This window comes from Streptococcus pantholopis, from assembly GCF_001642085.1.
Classification (GTDB): domain Bacteria; phylum Bacillota; class Bacilli; order Lactobacillales; family Streptococcaceae; genus Streptococcus; species Streptococcus pantholopis.
Genome location: NZ_CP014699.1, coordinates 714484 through 731470, shown reverse-complemented (window position 1 = coordinate 731470; position 16987 = coordinate 714484). Strand labels below are relative to the sequence as shown.

At 41.4% G+C, this 16987-nt stretch carries 13 protein-coding genes; 2 read left to right on the top strand and 11 right to left on the bottom strand.

The genetic code is table 11. The features are described from left to right. Positions 1 to 233: 233 nt before the first annotated feature. The 4 genes from rfbD to dnaG form a co-directional block, all read right to left on the bottom strand. Positions 234 to 1088, bottom strand: coding sequence for a dTDP-4-dehydrorhamnose reductase (gene rfbD, locus A0O21_RS03440; RefSeq protein WP_067061310.1), 855 nt, complete (start codon positions 1086 to 1088; stop codon positions 234 to 236). Positions 1089 to 1392: 304 nt separating this feature from the next. Beyond that, positions 1393 to 1728: a metal-sulfur cluster assembly factor gene (locus A0O21_RS03435; protein WP_067061307.1), complete on the bottom strand. Its 336-nt coding sequence runs from the start codon at positions 1726 to 1728 to the stop codon at positions 1393 to 1395. A 107-nt stretch (positions 1729 to 1835) separates the two neighbouring features. Next, positions 1836 to 2945, bottom strand: a complete 1110-nt coding sequence (rpoD, locus tag A0O21_RS03430) for an RNA polymerase sigma factor RpoD (RefSeq protein WP_067061304.1) — start codon at positions 2943 to 2945, stop codon at positions 1836 to 1838. A gap of 9 nt (positions 2946 to 2954) precedes the next feature. Beyond that, entirely contained in the window at positions 2955 to 4748 is a 1794-nt protein-coding gene (gene dnaG, locus A0O21_RS03425; RefSeq protein WP_067061299.1) for a DNA primase, read from the bottom strand. A gap of 152 nt (positions 4749 to 4900) precedes the next feature. Between dnaG and mscL the strand changes: the two genes are divergently transcribed. Continuing rightward, positions 4901 to 5281, top strand: coding sequence for a large conductance mechanosensitive channel protein MscL (mscL, locus tag A0O21_RS03420; RefSeq protein WP_067061296.1), 381 nt, complete (start codon positions 4901 to 4903; stop codon positions 5279 to 5281). A gap of 217 nt (positions 5282 to 5498) precedes the next feature. Here mscL and rpsU read toward each other — a convergent pair whose 3' ends face one another. From rpsU to A0O21_RS03385, 7 genes are all read right to left on the bottom strand, one after another. Beyond that, complete coding sequence (gene rpsU, locus A0O21_RS03415) at positions 5499 to 5675, bottom strand: 30S ribosomal protein S21 (RefSeq protein WP_000048058.1); 177 nt, start codon at positions 5673 to 5675, stop codon at positions 5499 to 5501. 136 nt (positions 5676 to 5811) lie between these two features. Then, positions 5812 to 6624 (bottom strand): transporter substrate-binding domain-containing protein, encoded by an 813-nt coding sequence (locus A0O21_RS03410; protein ID WP_067061293.1) that lies wholly within the window; start codon positions 6622 to 6624, stop codon positions 5812 to 5814. Between the two features lie 92 nt (positions 6625 to 6716). Next, positions 6717 to 7844, bottom strand: coding sequence for an aminotransferase (locus A0O21_RS03405; RefSeq protein ID WP_067061290.1), 1128 nt, complete (start codon positions 7842 to 7844; stop codon positions 6717 to 6719). A gap of 194 nt (positions 7845 to 8038) precedes the next feature. After that, positions 8039 to 8851, bottom strand: a complete 813-nt coding sequence (locus A0O21_RS03400) for an ABC transporter substrate-binding protein (RefSeq protein ID WP_418346439.1) — start codon at positions 8849 to 8851, stop codon at positions 8039 to 8041. Positions 8852 to 9041: 190 nt separating this feature from the next. After that, positions 9042 to 11303 (bottom strand): glycogen/starch/alpha-glucan family phosphorylase, encoded by a 2262-nt coding sequence (glgP, locus tag A0O21_RS03395; RefSeq protein WP_067065088.1) that lies wholly within the window; start codon positions 11301 to 11303, stop codon positions 9042 to 9044. Next, positions 11290 to 12831, bottom strand: a complete 1542-nt coding sequence (gene malQ / locus A0O21_RS03390; protein WP_067061283.1) for a 4-alpha-glucanotransferase — start codon at positions 12829 to 12831, stop codon at positions 11290 to 11292. Before malQ ends, glgP begins: the two co-directional genes overlap by 14 nt. 1064 nt (positions 12832 to 13895) lie before the next feature. Next, complete coding sequence (locus A0O21_RS03385; protein WP_067061280.1) at positions 13896 to 14921, bottom strand: LacI family DNA-binding transcriptional regulator; 1026 nt, start codon at positions 14919 to 14921, stop codon at positions 13896 to 13898. A gap of 452 nt (positions 14922 to 15373) precedes the next feature. Here A0O21_RS03385 and A0O21_RS03380 point away from each other — a divergent pair, with 452 nt between their 5' ends. After that, a complete protein-coding gene (locus A0O21_RS03380; RefSeq protein WP_067061278.1) occupies positions 15374 to 16624 on the top strand; it encodes an extracellular solute-binding protein in 1251 nt (416 codons plus the stop codon). Positions 16625 to 16987 lie beyond the last annotated feature (363 nt).

Sequence of the window (16987 nt, the reverse complement as noted above, 5' to 3'; positions counted from 1 at the left end):
GCAGCAAACTCAAAAAACATAATACTATTTTGATTTGGAAATGTCTCACTCCCGCCCTGTACAGCTGAGAAAATACACTGCTTATAGCTGACGCCGAACAGGAGGCGTATTTGATTATAAAAAAGCCTGGAAGCTTCTGTTCCAGACACGATAAAAAGCAAAAATGCCTGTCAATCAGTTTTTTGCCAGTATTAACTTTAAAGTAAAGACAGCTGAACAAAAGGATAAGAGGATTACTGTTTTACCTCTTGTTTATAAAATTCCTGCAGAGCTTCCTGCCAGGTTGGAATAACAAAGCCTGTCGCTTTGGCTTTATCCAGACTCATGGTTGAATTAAAAGGACGCTTAGCTTTAGCCGGAAATTGGTCGGAAGCAACCGGTTTTACTGTAACATCTGTATCTTTTAAAATTTCAAGAGCAAAGTCGTACCAGGTTGTATCTCCATCAGCATCGTTAGACAGATGATAATAACCGAATGATTTTTGATTTTCTGCCAAATAAGTCATAAATTCGGCCAGTGTTCTTGTCCATGTCGGACGACCGTGCTGGTCATTAACAACAGTAAGACTGTCATGGGTCTTAGCCAAATTCTGCATGGTAAAGACAAAGTTCTTGCCATAATTGCCAAATACCCAGGCTGTACGGATAATGTAAAACCGGTCACTATATTTTTCCACTGCTTCTTCACCTAAACGTTTAGTGCGGCCGTACTCTGTCTGCGGATCAGGCTGATCTGTTTCCAGCCATTCTTGACCCAGCGGTTTACGGCCATCAAAGACATAATCAGTTGAAATATAGACCAGTGTTGCCTGATGTTTGGCTGCTGCCCGAGCAACATTTTCAGTGCCAGTGACATTAATGGCATAGTCCAGCTCTTTTCCCTCATCTTCTGCCGCATCAACAGCAGTATAGGCTGCACAATGGTAAACCAAGGTTGGCTGCACTTGTTCAAAAACGGCCTCTACCTTTTGCGCATCCGTAATATCCATCTCAGCAACATCTACAGCAACATAATCCTCATTGCGCTCATCCAGCAAATAGCGCAATTCTGTTCCCAGCTGACCATTAGCACCAGTAATTAAAATCATCAAAAACTCCTTTAACCATGAAACATAGACTGTAAAAACACCAAAAGAAACGCTCTGTATCCTAGACGTTTACGACTGACGAAAAGTCCGAAATCTTCGATTTCGCAGACGCCCCTCTGCCAAAACGACTCAAAGGGCGCGGGCGGCCGCAGGGCAACAAAGACTTCAGGCGATTACCGGCTGCCAGCTAAATCAGCATTGGACCAGAGCATGTCTTTCCAGCAGTGTTTAGACCATGTCCCATTAAATTTTATCGTCACCTTATTTTACACTAAAAAAAAGGATTTTTCATCCTTTTTATTTTTTAGCGAATGCCAAGTGCTATTCTGGCATAACGGCTCATTTTTTCAATATTCCAGGCGGGTGTCCAAACCAATTTGACTTTTGTTTCAGTGACTTCCGGAATAGCTTTCATCACATCATAAATTTGGTCAGTCAAGAGATCCGCCAAAGGACAGCCCATGGTGGTCAGCGTCATATCAATTTCCGTATACCCGCTGTCCTCAAAACGAATTTCATAAACCAGCCCAAGATTGACAATATCAATCCCTAATTCAGGATCAATGACCATCTCAAGCGCTTCAAGAATACGATCCTTTATATGAGCTACCTCTTCTTCTGTATATTTTTTTTCAGCCATATTCCATCTCCTTCGTCTTGTTTCAGCCTTATATCAAAACGCTTACTCTTTCTGCAAAACAAGAACAGTTCTCTGACCTGACAATCCTTTTAACCGTTAAACAGCTGTCAGTCTTCGATAAAATCGCGCAGCTGCTTGCTGCGGCTGGGGTGGCGCAGTTTGCGCAAAGCTTTTGCTTCAATTTGACGAATACGCTCACGGGTCACATTGAAGACCTTACCTACATCCTCAAGCGTCCGCATCTTGCCATCGTCCAGTCCAAAACGCAAACGCAGCACATTTTCTTCACGGTCAGTAAGAGTATCCAGCACCTCATCCAGCTGCTCCCGCAAAACGACACGTGTTGTGTAGTCTATTGGATTTTCAATGACTTCGTCTTCGATAAAATCACCGAGATGGCTGTCATCCTCTTCGCCGATTGGTGTTTCAAGCGAGACAGGTTCCTGCGCAATCTTAAGAATTTCACGCACCTTGTCCGGCGTCATATCCATGCGTTCAGCAATCTGTTCAGGGGTCGGGTCCTGCCCAAGTTCTTGAAGGAGATTGCGCTGTTCCCGAACCAATTTGTTAATTGTCTCTACCATATGAACTGGTATCCGAATCGTTCGAGCCTGATCGGCAATTGCCCGTGTAATCGCCTGACGGATCCACCATGTAGCATAGGTCGAAAATTTGAATCCTTTTGAGTGATCAAACTTATCAACCGCCTTCATCAGACCCATATTGCCTTCCTGAATTAAATCAAGGAACTGCATACCGCGGCCGACATAACGCTTAGCAATAGAAACTACCAAACGCAGATTGGCCTCAGCTAAGCGCTGCTTAGCTTCCAAGTCCCCGTTAGCTACAGCTACCGCCAGCCTCGTTTCTTCCTCGCTGCTCAGCAAAGGCACTACCCCTATCTCCTTAAGATACATACGGACTGGGTCGTTGACCTTGGCCGAATTGCTGCCAAGAAGTTCTTCATCAGTCAGTTCTTCGGGCTTTGGTTCTTCAATAATATATTTTGCAGAAGGGTTTCCATCTTTGTCGGTTATCGAAATACCGCCATCTGTCAGCCTTTCAAGGAGATCATCAATTTGGTCAGCATCAAGAGCAAAAGGGATAACCAGTTTTTCTGTCACCTCATCATCAATAGCTATCCCTTCTTTTTTATGATTGCGAATAAATTCAGCAACTTGAACATTAAATGTTGTTATCTCTTTTTCTTTGGCCATTATTTTCCTCTATTCCATTTGTCTTTTCTGGGCAATTAAATTTTCTAAGGCTGTTAAAGCTCCATCAAGATCCCCGTGATTGCTGGATTCACGAATCAGCTTGCTCTGCCGGCGCAGTTCCTGCTCTTTTAGCAAGCGGGCGCGCTTATTTTCTAAATCGGCCATCTCACCCGGAGCAACTTCTTCCGGCAGATTTTCTTCAAGCATCTGATAATAAGCCTGCCTGATCTGATCGGACATCTGTGCTAAATCCCAATCGGTGATTTCACCTTGCTTCTTAGCAATCTGGTACAAAGCTTCAAGTTCCTCAGTTTCAAATGAAAACTCCTCCTTATTTCTGTACTCGTTGAATAGATAGTCGTGATGAAGCAGGCGGTGCAAGAGCTGATTCTCTGTTTTCATAAGAGCAGAAAGGCTCTTTGAAAGCGGCAGATTCACGGTCTGTTCCGGTCTGCTCCTAACACCTGTATGACCCTGTTTCAGCTGTGAACGCTCTGCCAGCCGCTCATTGTTAACGGCCTGCTCTACCTGCAGGTAATCAAAGTCCGGCAGTAAGTCGGCCACCATATTGATATAGGTGTTTTGCGCTGTTATAGAAGGCGATCGGGCAATAATTTTTGCAATCTGCTCAACATAGGCGATTTCAGACTGCAGATTGTCACTGTTTTCCGGTTTGAGATACTGTATCAGAAATTCCTCACTGCTGATACGGGAATTTTCCAGCAGATTCTGTAAAGCTGCCGGAGAATTTTTCTGGCTAAACTCATCCGGATCCATTTGATTGGGCATGCGGACAATTTCGACAGATAAATCTGTCAAAAGCTCCAAAGCTTTAGCAATCGCCTGCTGCCCGGCTTTATCCCCATCGTAGGTAAGGATGATTTTTTTAGTGAACTTTTTCAGATGGCTGACATGCTCAGGTGTCAAGGCCGTCCCCATAGAGGCCACCGCATTCTCGCATCCGGCATTATAGGCCGCTATGACGTCCATAAAGCCTTCCATCACATAGACTTCATGTTTTTTACTGATGAGCGTTCTGGCTTTATCCAAATGATACAGTTCATAAGACTTATTAAAAATAAGCGTTGAACGTGAATTTTTGTATTTTGCCTCCTGTCTGCCGGAATTTTCCTGCCAAGTCCAAATCCGACCGGAGAAAGCTATCACCTGCCCATGTTCATCAGTCAGCGGAAACATAATACGGTTTCTAAACGCATCATAAACACCGCCAGTTCGTTCAGAAATGTTGAACAGCCCTGAATCCGCAATCGTCTCTTCTGTGTACTTTTCCTTCAAAGACTGATAAAGATAATCGCTCTCATCAGGAGCCAGCCCGATATTAAAATAAACGATAGTCTCATCTGTCAGACCTCTTTGATAGAGATAATCACGCGCCGCCTGACCCATCTTGGTTGTCATTAAAACGGCATGGTAAAATTTGGCAGCATCTTGATGAATATCGTAAAGGTTTTGATGAGGATGCGACTGTCTCGACTGAGCAGGTGCAATATCCAGCTGGAGCGGTATGTTGCCGCGTTCGGCAACTATTTTGACACTCTCCAGAAAACTGATCTGCCGGTATTCTTCAAGAAATTTAAAAACATCCCCTGATTTTCCGCAACCAAAACAGTGGAAAAACTGCCGGTCTTCAATAACATTAAAAGAAGGCGTCTTTTCCTTATGGAAAGGACAGAGCCCTAAGTAATTACGGCCAGCCTTAGACAGACTGACAACTTCTCCAATAACATCAACAATATTTACGCTGTTTTTGATTTCGGTAATCTTGTCTTTATCTAAGGCCAAACGCTCACCTCCACACAAAAACCCATTTTAGTCTTACGTTTCATTATAGCATTTTTTATACTATCTGTAAATTTTAAAAAATCAAGCACCTATCTTGCTTTTCACAGATAATTTCTTTATAATGGAAAACAGTAAAATAGAAAGGATTGCAAATGATTAAAGAACTCAAAGAATTTTTATTCCGGGGAAATGTTGTTGATTTAGCTGTTGCCGTTGTTATGGGGGCTGCTTTCAATGCTATCATCACTTCACTTGTCGGTGATATCATCACTCCTTTGATACTTAACCCGCTGGTTGAAGCGGCAGGAGTTGAAAATTTAACTGGGCTTTCATGGCACGGTATCGCTTACGGCAGTTTTTTGAGTGCTGTTATTAATTTCCTTATCGTTGGCACAACACTGTTCTTTGTTGTTAAAGCTGCTAATAAAGCAACAGCGCTCGGTAAAAAGCAAGCTGAAGAAGCTGCAGCCGAAGCTGGTCCGACACAAGAAGAGCTGCTTGCTGAAATCCGTGATTTGTTAGCACAAAAATAATAGCTCAGACTAAAAAAGAGAAAGGTGCAAAACCGATAAATCCTGAAAATCGATCGCCCCTCATTCTCTTCATTTAGGTTCTGGCTGATCACTTATATTTATGATGATAAGAGTTTGGGACAAGCCCAAACTCTTATTTTTTTCAAACTGCTTGATAAACAAAAGCGGCATTCAAAAAAGAGCTGGGAATTCCCAGCTCTTTATCTCTATTTAGAATTTAGAATTTTTTACGCTTGCGAGCTGCTTCTGATTTACGCTTACGTTTCACAGAAGGTTTTTCGTAGAATTCACGCTTACGTGATTCTTGAAGAGTCCCAGCTTTAGTCACAGAACGTTTGAAACGACGAAGAGCATCGTCCAGTGATTCGTTTTTACGTACGACTGTTTTTGACATGTGTTTCACCTCCTCAAGACTATTGTAACGACATACGTTCTTCACTATTTTATATTTTTCCCGCTCCTTTGTCAAGCATCAGTTCTAATCAGGCCCGAAAAAATGTTACTCCACTTTTTCGCTGCTGTAAGCACTACTATTCGACTTGCGAGCCTGTCAGCTGGGCAGCGTCTGCGATAAAGTCTTGATATTTACCCTCTTCTTTTAATCGTTTAATCACCTTATTTACCGTTTTAAGAAGATCCCCGCTGTCTTTTGGCATTGCAACAGCTTTGGCATCTCCTTCATCTGTTTCAAGAGCAAAAGCTGCTAAAGTCAAATCCGAATTTTGTGCCAGATAGCCTTCTGCAACCGGTTTTTCCAAATCAATTGCCTGTACCTGATCTGATTTCAATTCATTTACTGCTTCTCCCATTGCTGTCAAAGCCACAATATTTGAATCAGACAGCTGATCTTTAGCTAAATTTTCTTCAATTGTGCCTTTTTGAACGGCCACTTTTTTACCGGCCAGACTGTTTGCATCAGTATAGGTATCGAAATCAGAAGCTTTAATTAAAACAGCATTTTCTGTCTCATAGTAAGGAACCGAAAAATCATAAACTTTAGCCCGCTCCTTTGTGTAGGAAAGACCGGAAATTGCTAGATCTGCTTTACCATTTTGCAGACTGGAAAGGACATTATCAAAACTCATTGAAGACAGTTCCAGTTCAACGCCAAGTTCATCTGCAATAGCCTGTGCCAGCTGGACATCAGCCCCCACTATTGTATCCTTGCCATCGACTAAAGCTTTAAATTCAAAGGGGGCATAATCGGGGCTGATTGCTACAACCAATTTCCCCTTTTCCTGTATCCTTTCCTGAAGGCTTTGACTGGAAGACGATCCGCAGGCTGTTAAAAACAGACCAGTAACTAAAGCAGCGGCTGCTAAAATCATTTGTTTTATTTTCATCTTTTCTTCTTTCTACAAATTGTAACTAAAAATCTAAGACCTGGCTTAGATAGGCATATAACGACAGTTGATTGTCCTTGTCAGCGTCAGGCTTACGACACAGACTGCTCATCTTCTGATAAACAGAGCGACAGGCGCTTAAGCCCCTCTTTCAGTGTTTCAGCCGAACAGCAGTAGCCGATACGAACGTGTCCTTCCAAATCAAAACGGCTGCCCGGCACTACTAATACACCGTACTTTCTCAACAGCTGCAGGCAAAACTCCTCTGTAGGCAGCTTGGTTTCCAGTTTTACAAAAGCGGTAGATACCCAGTCGGGAGGGATAAAACTGGCTCTTTTTTCATGTTTTACCCAATCTTTAAGGATCTGCAAGTTGGTCTGAACAATTTTTTTATTGCGATCTAACAGCTGCTGCCGGTTTTCCAAAGCTAAAACAGCTACCATATCGGAAAAAACACCAGCAGAAATCATGGTATAATCCCGATAATTTTTCAGACGCTCGATCAACTGCTCTCTCGCCGCTATCCAGCCAACACGAATCCCCGGCAATGAGTAGGTTTTGGATAGACTGTTAACCGATATGCCTCTGTCATACAGATCAGCTACTGCCGGCGGTTCTTCTTCTCCAAATGAATGGTAGACTTCATCCGCTAGGATGTAAGCGCCGCAAGAGCGGGCAAGAGCGACCAGCTCTCTTAGATAATCTGCATCCATGACAGCTCCTGTTGGATTGTTAGCATTATTAAGGCAGATTATTTTTGTATTAGGCCTAATCATTTGGCGTAAATCATCTAGGCTGGGCAGCCAGCCCAGTTCTTCTTTAATCGGCCAGAACTCAACTTCTGCCCCCAATGACCTTGGGATATCATAAAGCTGCTGATAAGTGGGATAAAGGGAAATCACATGATCCCCCGGTTCAATCAAAGCATACAAGACAAGCCAATTGGCACCAGTTGCTCCATTTGTCTGTAAAATATTATCTGCCTTTAAATGGCGATATAACTGAGCCGCTGACTTTTTAAAAGCCGGTGAACCCTCAATCCACCCGTAGTCTTGCGGTTTAATTGCTAAATTCTGAAAAAAAGCCGCCGAATCTGTCGCTGTCAGCTGGAAGAGTTCCTCCAAGCTGAGTGACTCTATAGAAACACCGGCAATATCGTATTGTGCTTCTCTTTCATGACGATTGAGCCATTCCTCCACACCAAAACGAGCTAGTTCCATCTTTTCTCCTGTATGAATAAATAAGCTAAAACCTGCCTGACAAAAATATCAAACTCTGCCTTTCTTCTGATAATACTTTTAACTGCTGTCAGGCGTAATCGAACAAAACAAAGCTAAACAGCAATGAAGAGGCTGGAATCTTTGTTCCAGTCTCTTCTTTTTAGTCATTGCACTGAGTTCAGCCTATTTCAAAATCACTGTTCTTTTTCAGACACAGATAAGTCATAGGCTTCCTGGACAAACTGATCGATTTTCCCTGACTCTTTTAGGTTTTTGATGACCTTATCCACTTTTTCTTTCAAAGCAGTGCTGCCTTTAGGCATAGCAACAGCATAGGCATCTGAATCACCTGATTTCAGGCTGATATCAGCAATAGCCAGATCATCGTTTTTAGCGACATAGCCTTCTGCAATCGGTTTTTCAAGAACAACGCCATCCACCTGCGAATTTTTCAGTTCATTAATCATCTCACCATTTTGTGTCAGCGAAACAATATTAGCCCCGTCCAGCTGTTCTTGAGCCACTGATTCCTGAATTGATCCTTTTTGCGTCGCAACAGAAAGACCAGAAAAAGCGTCTGTATCTTTATACTTATCTAAGTCTGCTTTTCTGACAATAACCACATTGACCGATTCATAATAGGTTTCAGAAAAATCGTAAACTTTTCGCCTTTCTTCTGTAGCTGAAATTCCCGAAATCGCAATATCAGCTTTCCCAGACTGGAGACTGGCCAGAACATTATTAAAGGACATTGATGAGAATTTCACTTTAACACCGAGCTCTTCTCCAATGGCCTGAGCTATCTCAACATCTGCTCCGACAATCCTATCTTTCCCGTCAACCAGTGTCTTAAACTCAAAAGGTGCAAATTCGGGATTCATGGCGACAACCAGTGTCCCTTTATCCTCAATATCCTTTACTGAAGTATCTTCCTGCCCGCCTGATCCACAGGCTGTTAAAAAGAGGGCTGCTGTTATAAAAGCTAAGCTGCGAAAAACAGTTTTTATTTTCATTTGAATTCTCTTTTCGTCTTTAATATGTTTCCATTATATTTTATAATTATACAATTGTCAATGGGGAAATTATAAAAATTCAAAATGGGGAAATTATAAAAATTCAAAAAGACCGATAATAAAACAGACTGCAGCTGCAGTCTGTTTTATTATAAGTTTTTGCCATATGAGTTGGACTTTCCGACTAGGAGCTGTGCCATATCTCTTCATTGTACTGGGCAATCGTCCGATCAGACGAAAAGAAGCCTGCTTTAGCAATATTATGAATTACCTTTTTATTCCAGCTTTCTTGGTCTTCATAATCTAACAGCATCTGCTCTTTTACGGCAATATAATCCTGCAGATCAATTAAGGTCATGAACCAGTCTTTACTGGTTATTTCCTGATAAAGCCGCGAAAGACGTTCTTGGCTGCCTATCGCTAACATCCTATCACTTATGACAAAATCAAGAGCTTCTTTAATGTCAGCGCTGCTGTGGTAATAATCTGACGGATTATAGCCTGACTGAGCGTAGAGATCAATAATCGTATCTGCATCTTTGCCGAACGTATAAATATTCTCACGACCGGCCAATTCGGCAATTTCTACATTAGCGCCATCCATCGTCCCAAGAGTGAGTGCTCCGTTAAGCATAAATTTCATGTTGCCGGTACCCGATGCTTCTTTTGAGGCTAAAGAAATTTGTTCAGATATATCTGTAGCCGGAATCAGTTTTTCAGCTAGACTGACATTGTAATTTTCAACTAAATGGACATTGAGATAAGGACTGACCTGAGGATCGTTATTAATAAGTTCTGATAAACACAGAATCAGATGAATAATATCCTGAGCAATCGTATAAGCAGGAGCAGCCTTACCGCCGAATATAACAGTGATTTTTCGTTTAGGCATCTGGCCTTTTTTAATAGCCAAATACTTGTGAATAACATAAAGAGCGTTCATCTGCTGCCGCTTATATTCATGGAAACGTTTTATCTGCGTGTCAATGATGGAATTTTCGTCCAGTTCAATATTTTGATTATCTTTCAGATAACGTTTAAGTGCCCGTTTATTTTGGTGCTTGATAACGGATAGCTTAGCGTGGACAGCCCGATCATCAGCAAAAGACAGTAAGTCTTCCAGCTTTGTTGTATCATAAAGATAATCTTTGCCAATCAGGTCTTTAATATAGGCTGCCAAATCCTGGTTGGCAAATTCCAGCCAGCGCCGAAAAGTAATCCCATTTGTCTTATTATTGAATTTTTCAGGGTAGATATTGTAGAAAGCTTTTAGCTCACTGTTTTTTAAAATATCTGTATGCAGAGCCGCCACGCCATTAACACTGTTTGCAAAGTGAATATCCATATGGGCCATGTGCACCCGTTTATCGCTGTCGATAATCTGAACGGCCGAATCAGGATACTGACTGCGAATCAGACTGTCTAATTTTTCAATAATCGTTACCAAATGCGGAACAACATCATTGAGGTAGTCAAGCGGCCACTTTTCAAGGGCTTCCGCCAAAATCGTATGATTGGTGTAGCCTACCATTTTGCTGACAATTGAAACGGCTTCTTCAAAATCTAAGCCGTGTTTTTCTGTCAAAAGCCTGATTAGCTCCGGAATCACCAGCGAAGGGTGGGTATCATTTATCTGCACATAAGCATAGTCCGGCAGATTATGCAGATTAGATCCGCGCTCCAGCGCCTCATCAAGCAAAAGCTGTGCTGCATTGGATACCATAAAATACTGCTGATAAATCCGCAGCAGCTCACCATTTTTATCAGAATCATCCGGATAAAGAAAGAGCGTCAGATTTTTTTTGATTTCAGTTTTATCAAAAGAAATACCGTCTTTAATTAGGCTGTAATCCAACCCATCAATATCAAATAAATTGAGATAATTCTTGTGATCTTGCTGATAACCCAAGACATCTATCCGATCGAGACGGGATTTAAGCGTAAAATCCTTAAAAGGGATATCATAGCTGACAGATGTCGGAGTAAGCCAAGAATTGTCTTCAATCCAGTAATTTGCCTCTGCCTCCTGCTGATGGTTTCTAAAAACCTGCTTAAATAAGCCACAATGGTAATTCAGACCAACACCTTCTCCGTTAATTCCCAGCGTAGCCATGGAATCAATAAAACAGGAAGCCAGACGTCCTAACCCGCCATTGCCCAAAGAAGGTTCAGGCTCAACATCTTCGACCTGAGCCAGTGACTTCCCAGCTGCAGCCAGCTCCTCCTGAATTTCATCGTAAATTCCCAAATTAATAAGATTGTTGGACAGGAGTTTTCCGATCAAAAATTCTGCTGAAATATAATAAACTTTTCGTTTAGCCGTATTTTTGGTTTTCTGAGCAGCTAACTTTTTAATATAGTCCATGAGGGTGAGATAGATTTCTTCATTGGACAAAGCCGTCAAATTTTTTCCTTGATTTTCCAGATACTGTCTAAATTGTGTTATCATGATTACCATCCTTCTGTTGATGTAAATCAGTATTTTTACGGTTGTAAATACTGGTAATTTCAGTCAAGAAGGCCTTCCTTTCATCAGTCAGGTCATCTTTTAACATCCGCCACTGCCAGTTGCTGCCCAGAGTATTGGGGACATTCATCCGACAGTCAGCAGATTTGTTCAGCAAATCCTGCATACAGCTGATAGCTATACTACTAACCGAACCATAAAGCAATCTTAACATCGCCTGAGTAATCGGTTCATCAGGCTGACGGCGTGTATAGACATCAGTATAATGCTGTTGGTCCGATGTCAGATTTTCATACCAGCCATTAATAACTTCATTGTCATGAGTACCAGTGTAAGCGATTGTATTAGTTGTGTAGTGATGGGGAATGTCGGTACTTTTGCCCCGCGTATCAAGCAAACCAAATTCGAGAATCTTCATTCCCGGAAAGGCCGTATCTTCCAAAAGTTGCTTGGCACGTTCATCAATATAGCCCAGATTCTCAGCAATAATCGGTAGATCATCCCCCAGTTTAGCTTTAACAGCATCAAATAAAGCACGTCCAGGCCCCGGTTTCCACTCTCCATCATTGGCTGTTTCATAATCACCGCGGATTTCCCAATAATCTGAGAAGCCTTTAAAATGGTCAATGCGCAGGAAATCGTAGAGATTGAGGCCTTCCCTAATACGGTAAACCCACCAAGTAAAGTGCGTTTCTTCATGCTTATCCCAGGCGTAGATAGGATTGCCCCAAAGCTGCCCGTCTGCACTGAACTCATCAGCCGGACAGCCTGCCACGCAAAGAGGGCGCTTGTCGCTGTCTACTTTGAAAAGCTCCGGCATCGTCCACACTTCAACACTGTCAGCCGAAACATAGATAGGCATATCACCAATAATTTTTATTCCTTTATCATTAGCATAGGTTTTTAAGGCCGCCCACTGCTGACTGAAAAAATACTGTGTTACTTTGTGATAGTTGATAGCGTCCTTCAATTTCAGACGGTAATTCGCCAAAACCGCCTCATCACGCCTGATAGCTGCCTTGTCCTCCCATTCCTGCAGTGCTTTATTGCCGAAATATTCTTTAAGAGCCATAAATTCAGCAAAATCCTGAAGCCAACCCGCTTCCTTCTCAAAAATATCCAGCAAGAGGACGGCATCTTTTTGTGCCAAAAAAGCGGCTACAGCCTTTTCTAAAATTGGACGCCGCGCTGTAAAAATCCGAGCAAAATCAACTTTTTCCGGATTCTGTCCAAAATCAACAGACTGATAATCGGCCTTTTCCAAGAAGCCAGCTTCCTCCAGCAAATCAAAATCAATAAAATGTGTATTACCGGCAGCAGCCGAAAAAGACTGGTAAGGAGAATCCCCGTAGCTGGTTGTAGTCAGAGGCAAAATCTGCCAGTAAGTCTGCTTTGTTTCTTCCAAAAAATCAATAAAACGATAAGCTTCTTCCCCGAAAGTTCCAATTCCGAATTTCCCAGGAAGAGAGCTGATATGCATCAAAACACCACTTGCACGTTTTTCCATTATCCATCTCCTCCAACAAAGATACAAAGCCCATTAAAAGAGCAAAACAAAAATAGGAAAATTGACGAAGAGTCACTAAGACTCTAGGAAATTTTATCTTTTTTACGCAGCTCTTAGGGCGTGTTCAATTAACAAGATACAAAGCCCGTGAAAAGCTCACAGCAAAAATAGGAGCCTGACCGATGAGTCACTAAAGACTCGAGGAAGGGCTATCTTTTTTTGCACAGAGCTTAGGCTGTGTTCAATTAACAAGATACAAAGGCCGTTAAGAACGCAAAAGGAAAATAGGGGACTGACTGACGAATCGCCAGATTCTAAGTCAGGACATCTTTTTCCCGCAGCGTTTAGGGCGTGTTCAGTTCAAAAAGATACAAAGCCCGTTAAGAACGCAAAAGGAAAATAGGGGACTGACTGACGAATCGCCAGATTCTAAGTTAGGATATCTTTTTTCCGCAGCGTTTAGGGCGTGTTCAGTTCAAAAAGATACAAAGCCCGTTAAAAGGGCAAAGCAAAAAGGCGGTAAGCCAGAAATCTCTGATTTCGTCTGCGCACCCCCTGCCAAGACGACTAGAAGGGTGCAGCAAAAATTTAAGCTTTCAAAATCGTCTTAAGCCTGTGCAGTAAGGCGCTTGTCGACCAGTGACACTTTATTTGCTTTTTCAAAGCTCTAAACCGCCTACTAGATGTTTGCGGAGGGCGACAAACGCTATAATTAGGGGCCTGTCCCACTCCTAGATAGCTGCTCTGCATACTTCGGCATAGCGGCTAGTATTAGAGAAACTCCAGAATTATTCCGCCATTTCCTGCTGAACTTAATTCTTATCCTGTCTAGCTTAAGGACAATAAGATTATAACGCAAGCGTTTGCGTAAGTCAACATTTTTTTAGATTTTTCTTATTCTTGAGCCTTTCATCCCTTTTTATAAAGAACAAACAATATACACTATCTGAAAAATCAACTCTCTATTTCGATTAGTGTATCACTTCATTTCAATACAAAAAAGACTAAAATAAGTTTGAATAAAACAGTTTTTAGCCTCAATGAGTTAATAAAATGCAGCATAACTATATAGTCTTGCGTAAATTCCTGACACTTTCCCTTTCTTTTAAAGTGAAGGGGACAATAATTTTTTCACTAAGCTCTACATTCGGATTTTTGATAATAGCTAACAGACGTTTAAAGCTAATCGAGCCTAAACTGCTGATATTGATATCAAAAGTTGTCAAATAAGGATGAATGAGTTTTCCGTAAGCAGAATTATTAAATGTAATAACAGAAAGATCATCTGGTACTTTAAGCTCATAATAAGAGAGCAGCTGAACAATTCGAATAGCTAAAACATCACCAATAACAATCAAAGCAGTGGCTTGAAAATTGCGAATGGTATCAATCAAATGCTCAACTGTTGCTGGATCTTTTCGGTCAAAAAGCAAGGGAGGCTGACTGGGCAAGCCTAATTTCATAATACCTTTTAAATATCCAATATAGCGCTCTGATGATACTTCTGACTGCAAATCATCTGTAACAAAAAGAACTTTTCCATGTCCTTTATCATACAGAAATTCTACCGCTGTCCTTGCCATAAGCTGGTTATCGTTATCTATATAGGTTATTTGGTTTTCAAAACCTTCCGGAGCTCCGACGATGACAAAAGGTATCCGATTGGCCAGTAAGTAGCGTTTGATCGGGTCATCTTGTTCAGAATAAAGAATAATAAAACCGTCAACTCGTTTTTGTTTGTACATCAATTGAACTTGTTTTTCCAAATCCCCCATTGTCATTCCTGTTGCAATCGAAACCGTAAAATCATTATTTTTAGCTTCGTTAGTAATTGTAGACAAAATCTGCATAAAAAATGGTTCACTGAGACGATCCGGAGTTAAAAGAGGAGGAAAGACAAGACCGATACTGTAAGTCAAACCGCTGGCCAGTATCTGCGCCGCAACATTGGGGACATAGCCCAATTCACGCATTGCCTTTCTGACCTTCTCCTTGGTTTTTATAGAAATCGATTGGTGATCTTTTAAAACTCGGCTGACGGTTGAAGGGTTAACGCCTGCCTTATGGGCGACATCTTTTATCGTAACCACACATATCTCCTTTCGGTCAAAACATAACATTATGTGGAATTTTCAGTAAAGATAGGCAATAAGCTTAAAAGAATAAAACAGAACTTCAAAAGCTGGAATCTCTCACTCTCTGCTTTTTTAATTTGAAATGGGCTGAGATTTGACTCTTGTGCCTGTAAGCCCATTGTTCTTATAAAAATAATGATTTATTAAAAATAATCACTTTGCCAAGACGGGGCTTGCTTACTTCAACCCAGGCGCAAAAGCAAAATTTATCTGGAACAGCCTTTTTTAGCTTTTATATTACATTATACAGTGAGAGGGATAAAATGCAAGCGTTTGTTTTATTTTTTTCTTTGATTTCTGGCCATTTACTAAGCTTAAAAAATTTTTTTTCGAAAATGTCTTGACTTTTTTTGCAAACGATTGCATAATATATTTGTATTTATTTTTTAGTTTTGGAGGAAATTGCTATGAAAAAATGGCAAAAAATCATTGCCGGCATTGCCGGTCTAAGCTTAGCTGCTGCAATAGCTGCAACCGCAAATAACCAGATACAGGTTGAAGCGGCATCAAAGAAGACAACAATTAAGCTGTGGGTTCCCACTGGAGCCAAAAAATCCTATCAGGAGATTGTCAAACAGTTTGAAAAAGAAAATTCAGGCTATAAAGTTAAGATTGTTGAGTCCAATGATTCAAAAGCTCAGGAAAATGTTAAAAAAGATCCTGAAAAGGCTGCTGATGTTTTTTCGCTGCCTCATGATCAGCTGGGACAATTAGTTGAATCTGGTGTTATTCAAGAAATTCCAGATCAATATAAAGAAGAAATTCAAAATAGCGCTACTGATCAGGCGGTTGCTGGCGCTGAATACAAGGGCAAAACTTACGCTTTCCCATTTGGGATCGAATCACAAGTTCTTTTTTACAATAAGTCACAGTTAACAGCAGAAGATGTTAGCAGCTATGAAACAATTACCACAAAAGCTAAATTTGGTGCAACTTTTAAATCAATGAATGCTTATGCTACTGCTCCTCTTTTTATGTCTGTAGGTGATACCCTTTTTGGCAAAAACGGAGAAGATGTCGATGGAACAAATTGGGGAAACGAAGCAGGTGTCTCTGTTCTGCAGTGGATTGCTGATCAAAAATCTAATGATGGTTTTGTTAACTTGACAGCTGAAAATACCATGTCAAAATTCGGCGATGGCACAGTAGCTGCTATCGAGACAGGCCCATGGGATTTATCTGCTGCTCAAGAAGCTATCGGGAAAGACAATTTAGGTATTGCTGTTTACCCAACCATGTCAATCGGCGGTAAGACTGTTCAGCAAAAGGCTTTCCTTGGTGTCAAACTTTTTGCAGTCAATCAGGCTCCTGCTGGTTCTGATACTAAGCGTATCGCAGCTGCTTATAAACTGGCTTCTTTGCTGACAAGCGCCGAAAGTCAAAAAAATCAGTTTGAATATGAAGGACGCAATATTATCCCGGCTAACAAAGAAATTCAAGCATCTGAAGCTGTTCAGTCAAATGAACTAGCTCAAGCAGTTATTACAATGGCCTCTTCAGAAGATTATACAGTAGTAACTCCTAAATTAAGCCAAATGACAGCATTTTGGACAGAAAGTGCAGCTCTTCTCAGTGATACTTATAACGGTAAAATCAAAGCAAGTGATTACCTCACTAAACTAAAAGATTTTGATGAAGAATTAGCAGATGCTAAATAATTAATTTTCCTGGAGCCGGAAACAAGTCAATTGTTAATTAAACTTGTTTTACGGCTCTTTTTTTGCCGCTAAGATGACGCTGCAGGAAGGTCCTGTGGTGAAATATGACTGCCGCTCTTTCCTGTTTTATGCAGACTTCATGTACTCAATTCAAATCAAAAAATCACCGCAACATCCCTCTTAACAGAGGTGTGTAGGTGAAAGTGAAGAGTTTTGATTTACCGCCAGCTGTAGACGTCTGAAAGCTTTGTCGCCTTAACAGTCGACCGCACCTTTCTAGTCGTCCTGCCAGAGGTGCGTCTGCCAAATCACAGATTTCGGACTTACCGCCAGCCGTAGCCGTCTGAAGGCTTTGTCGTCCTA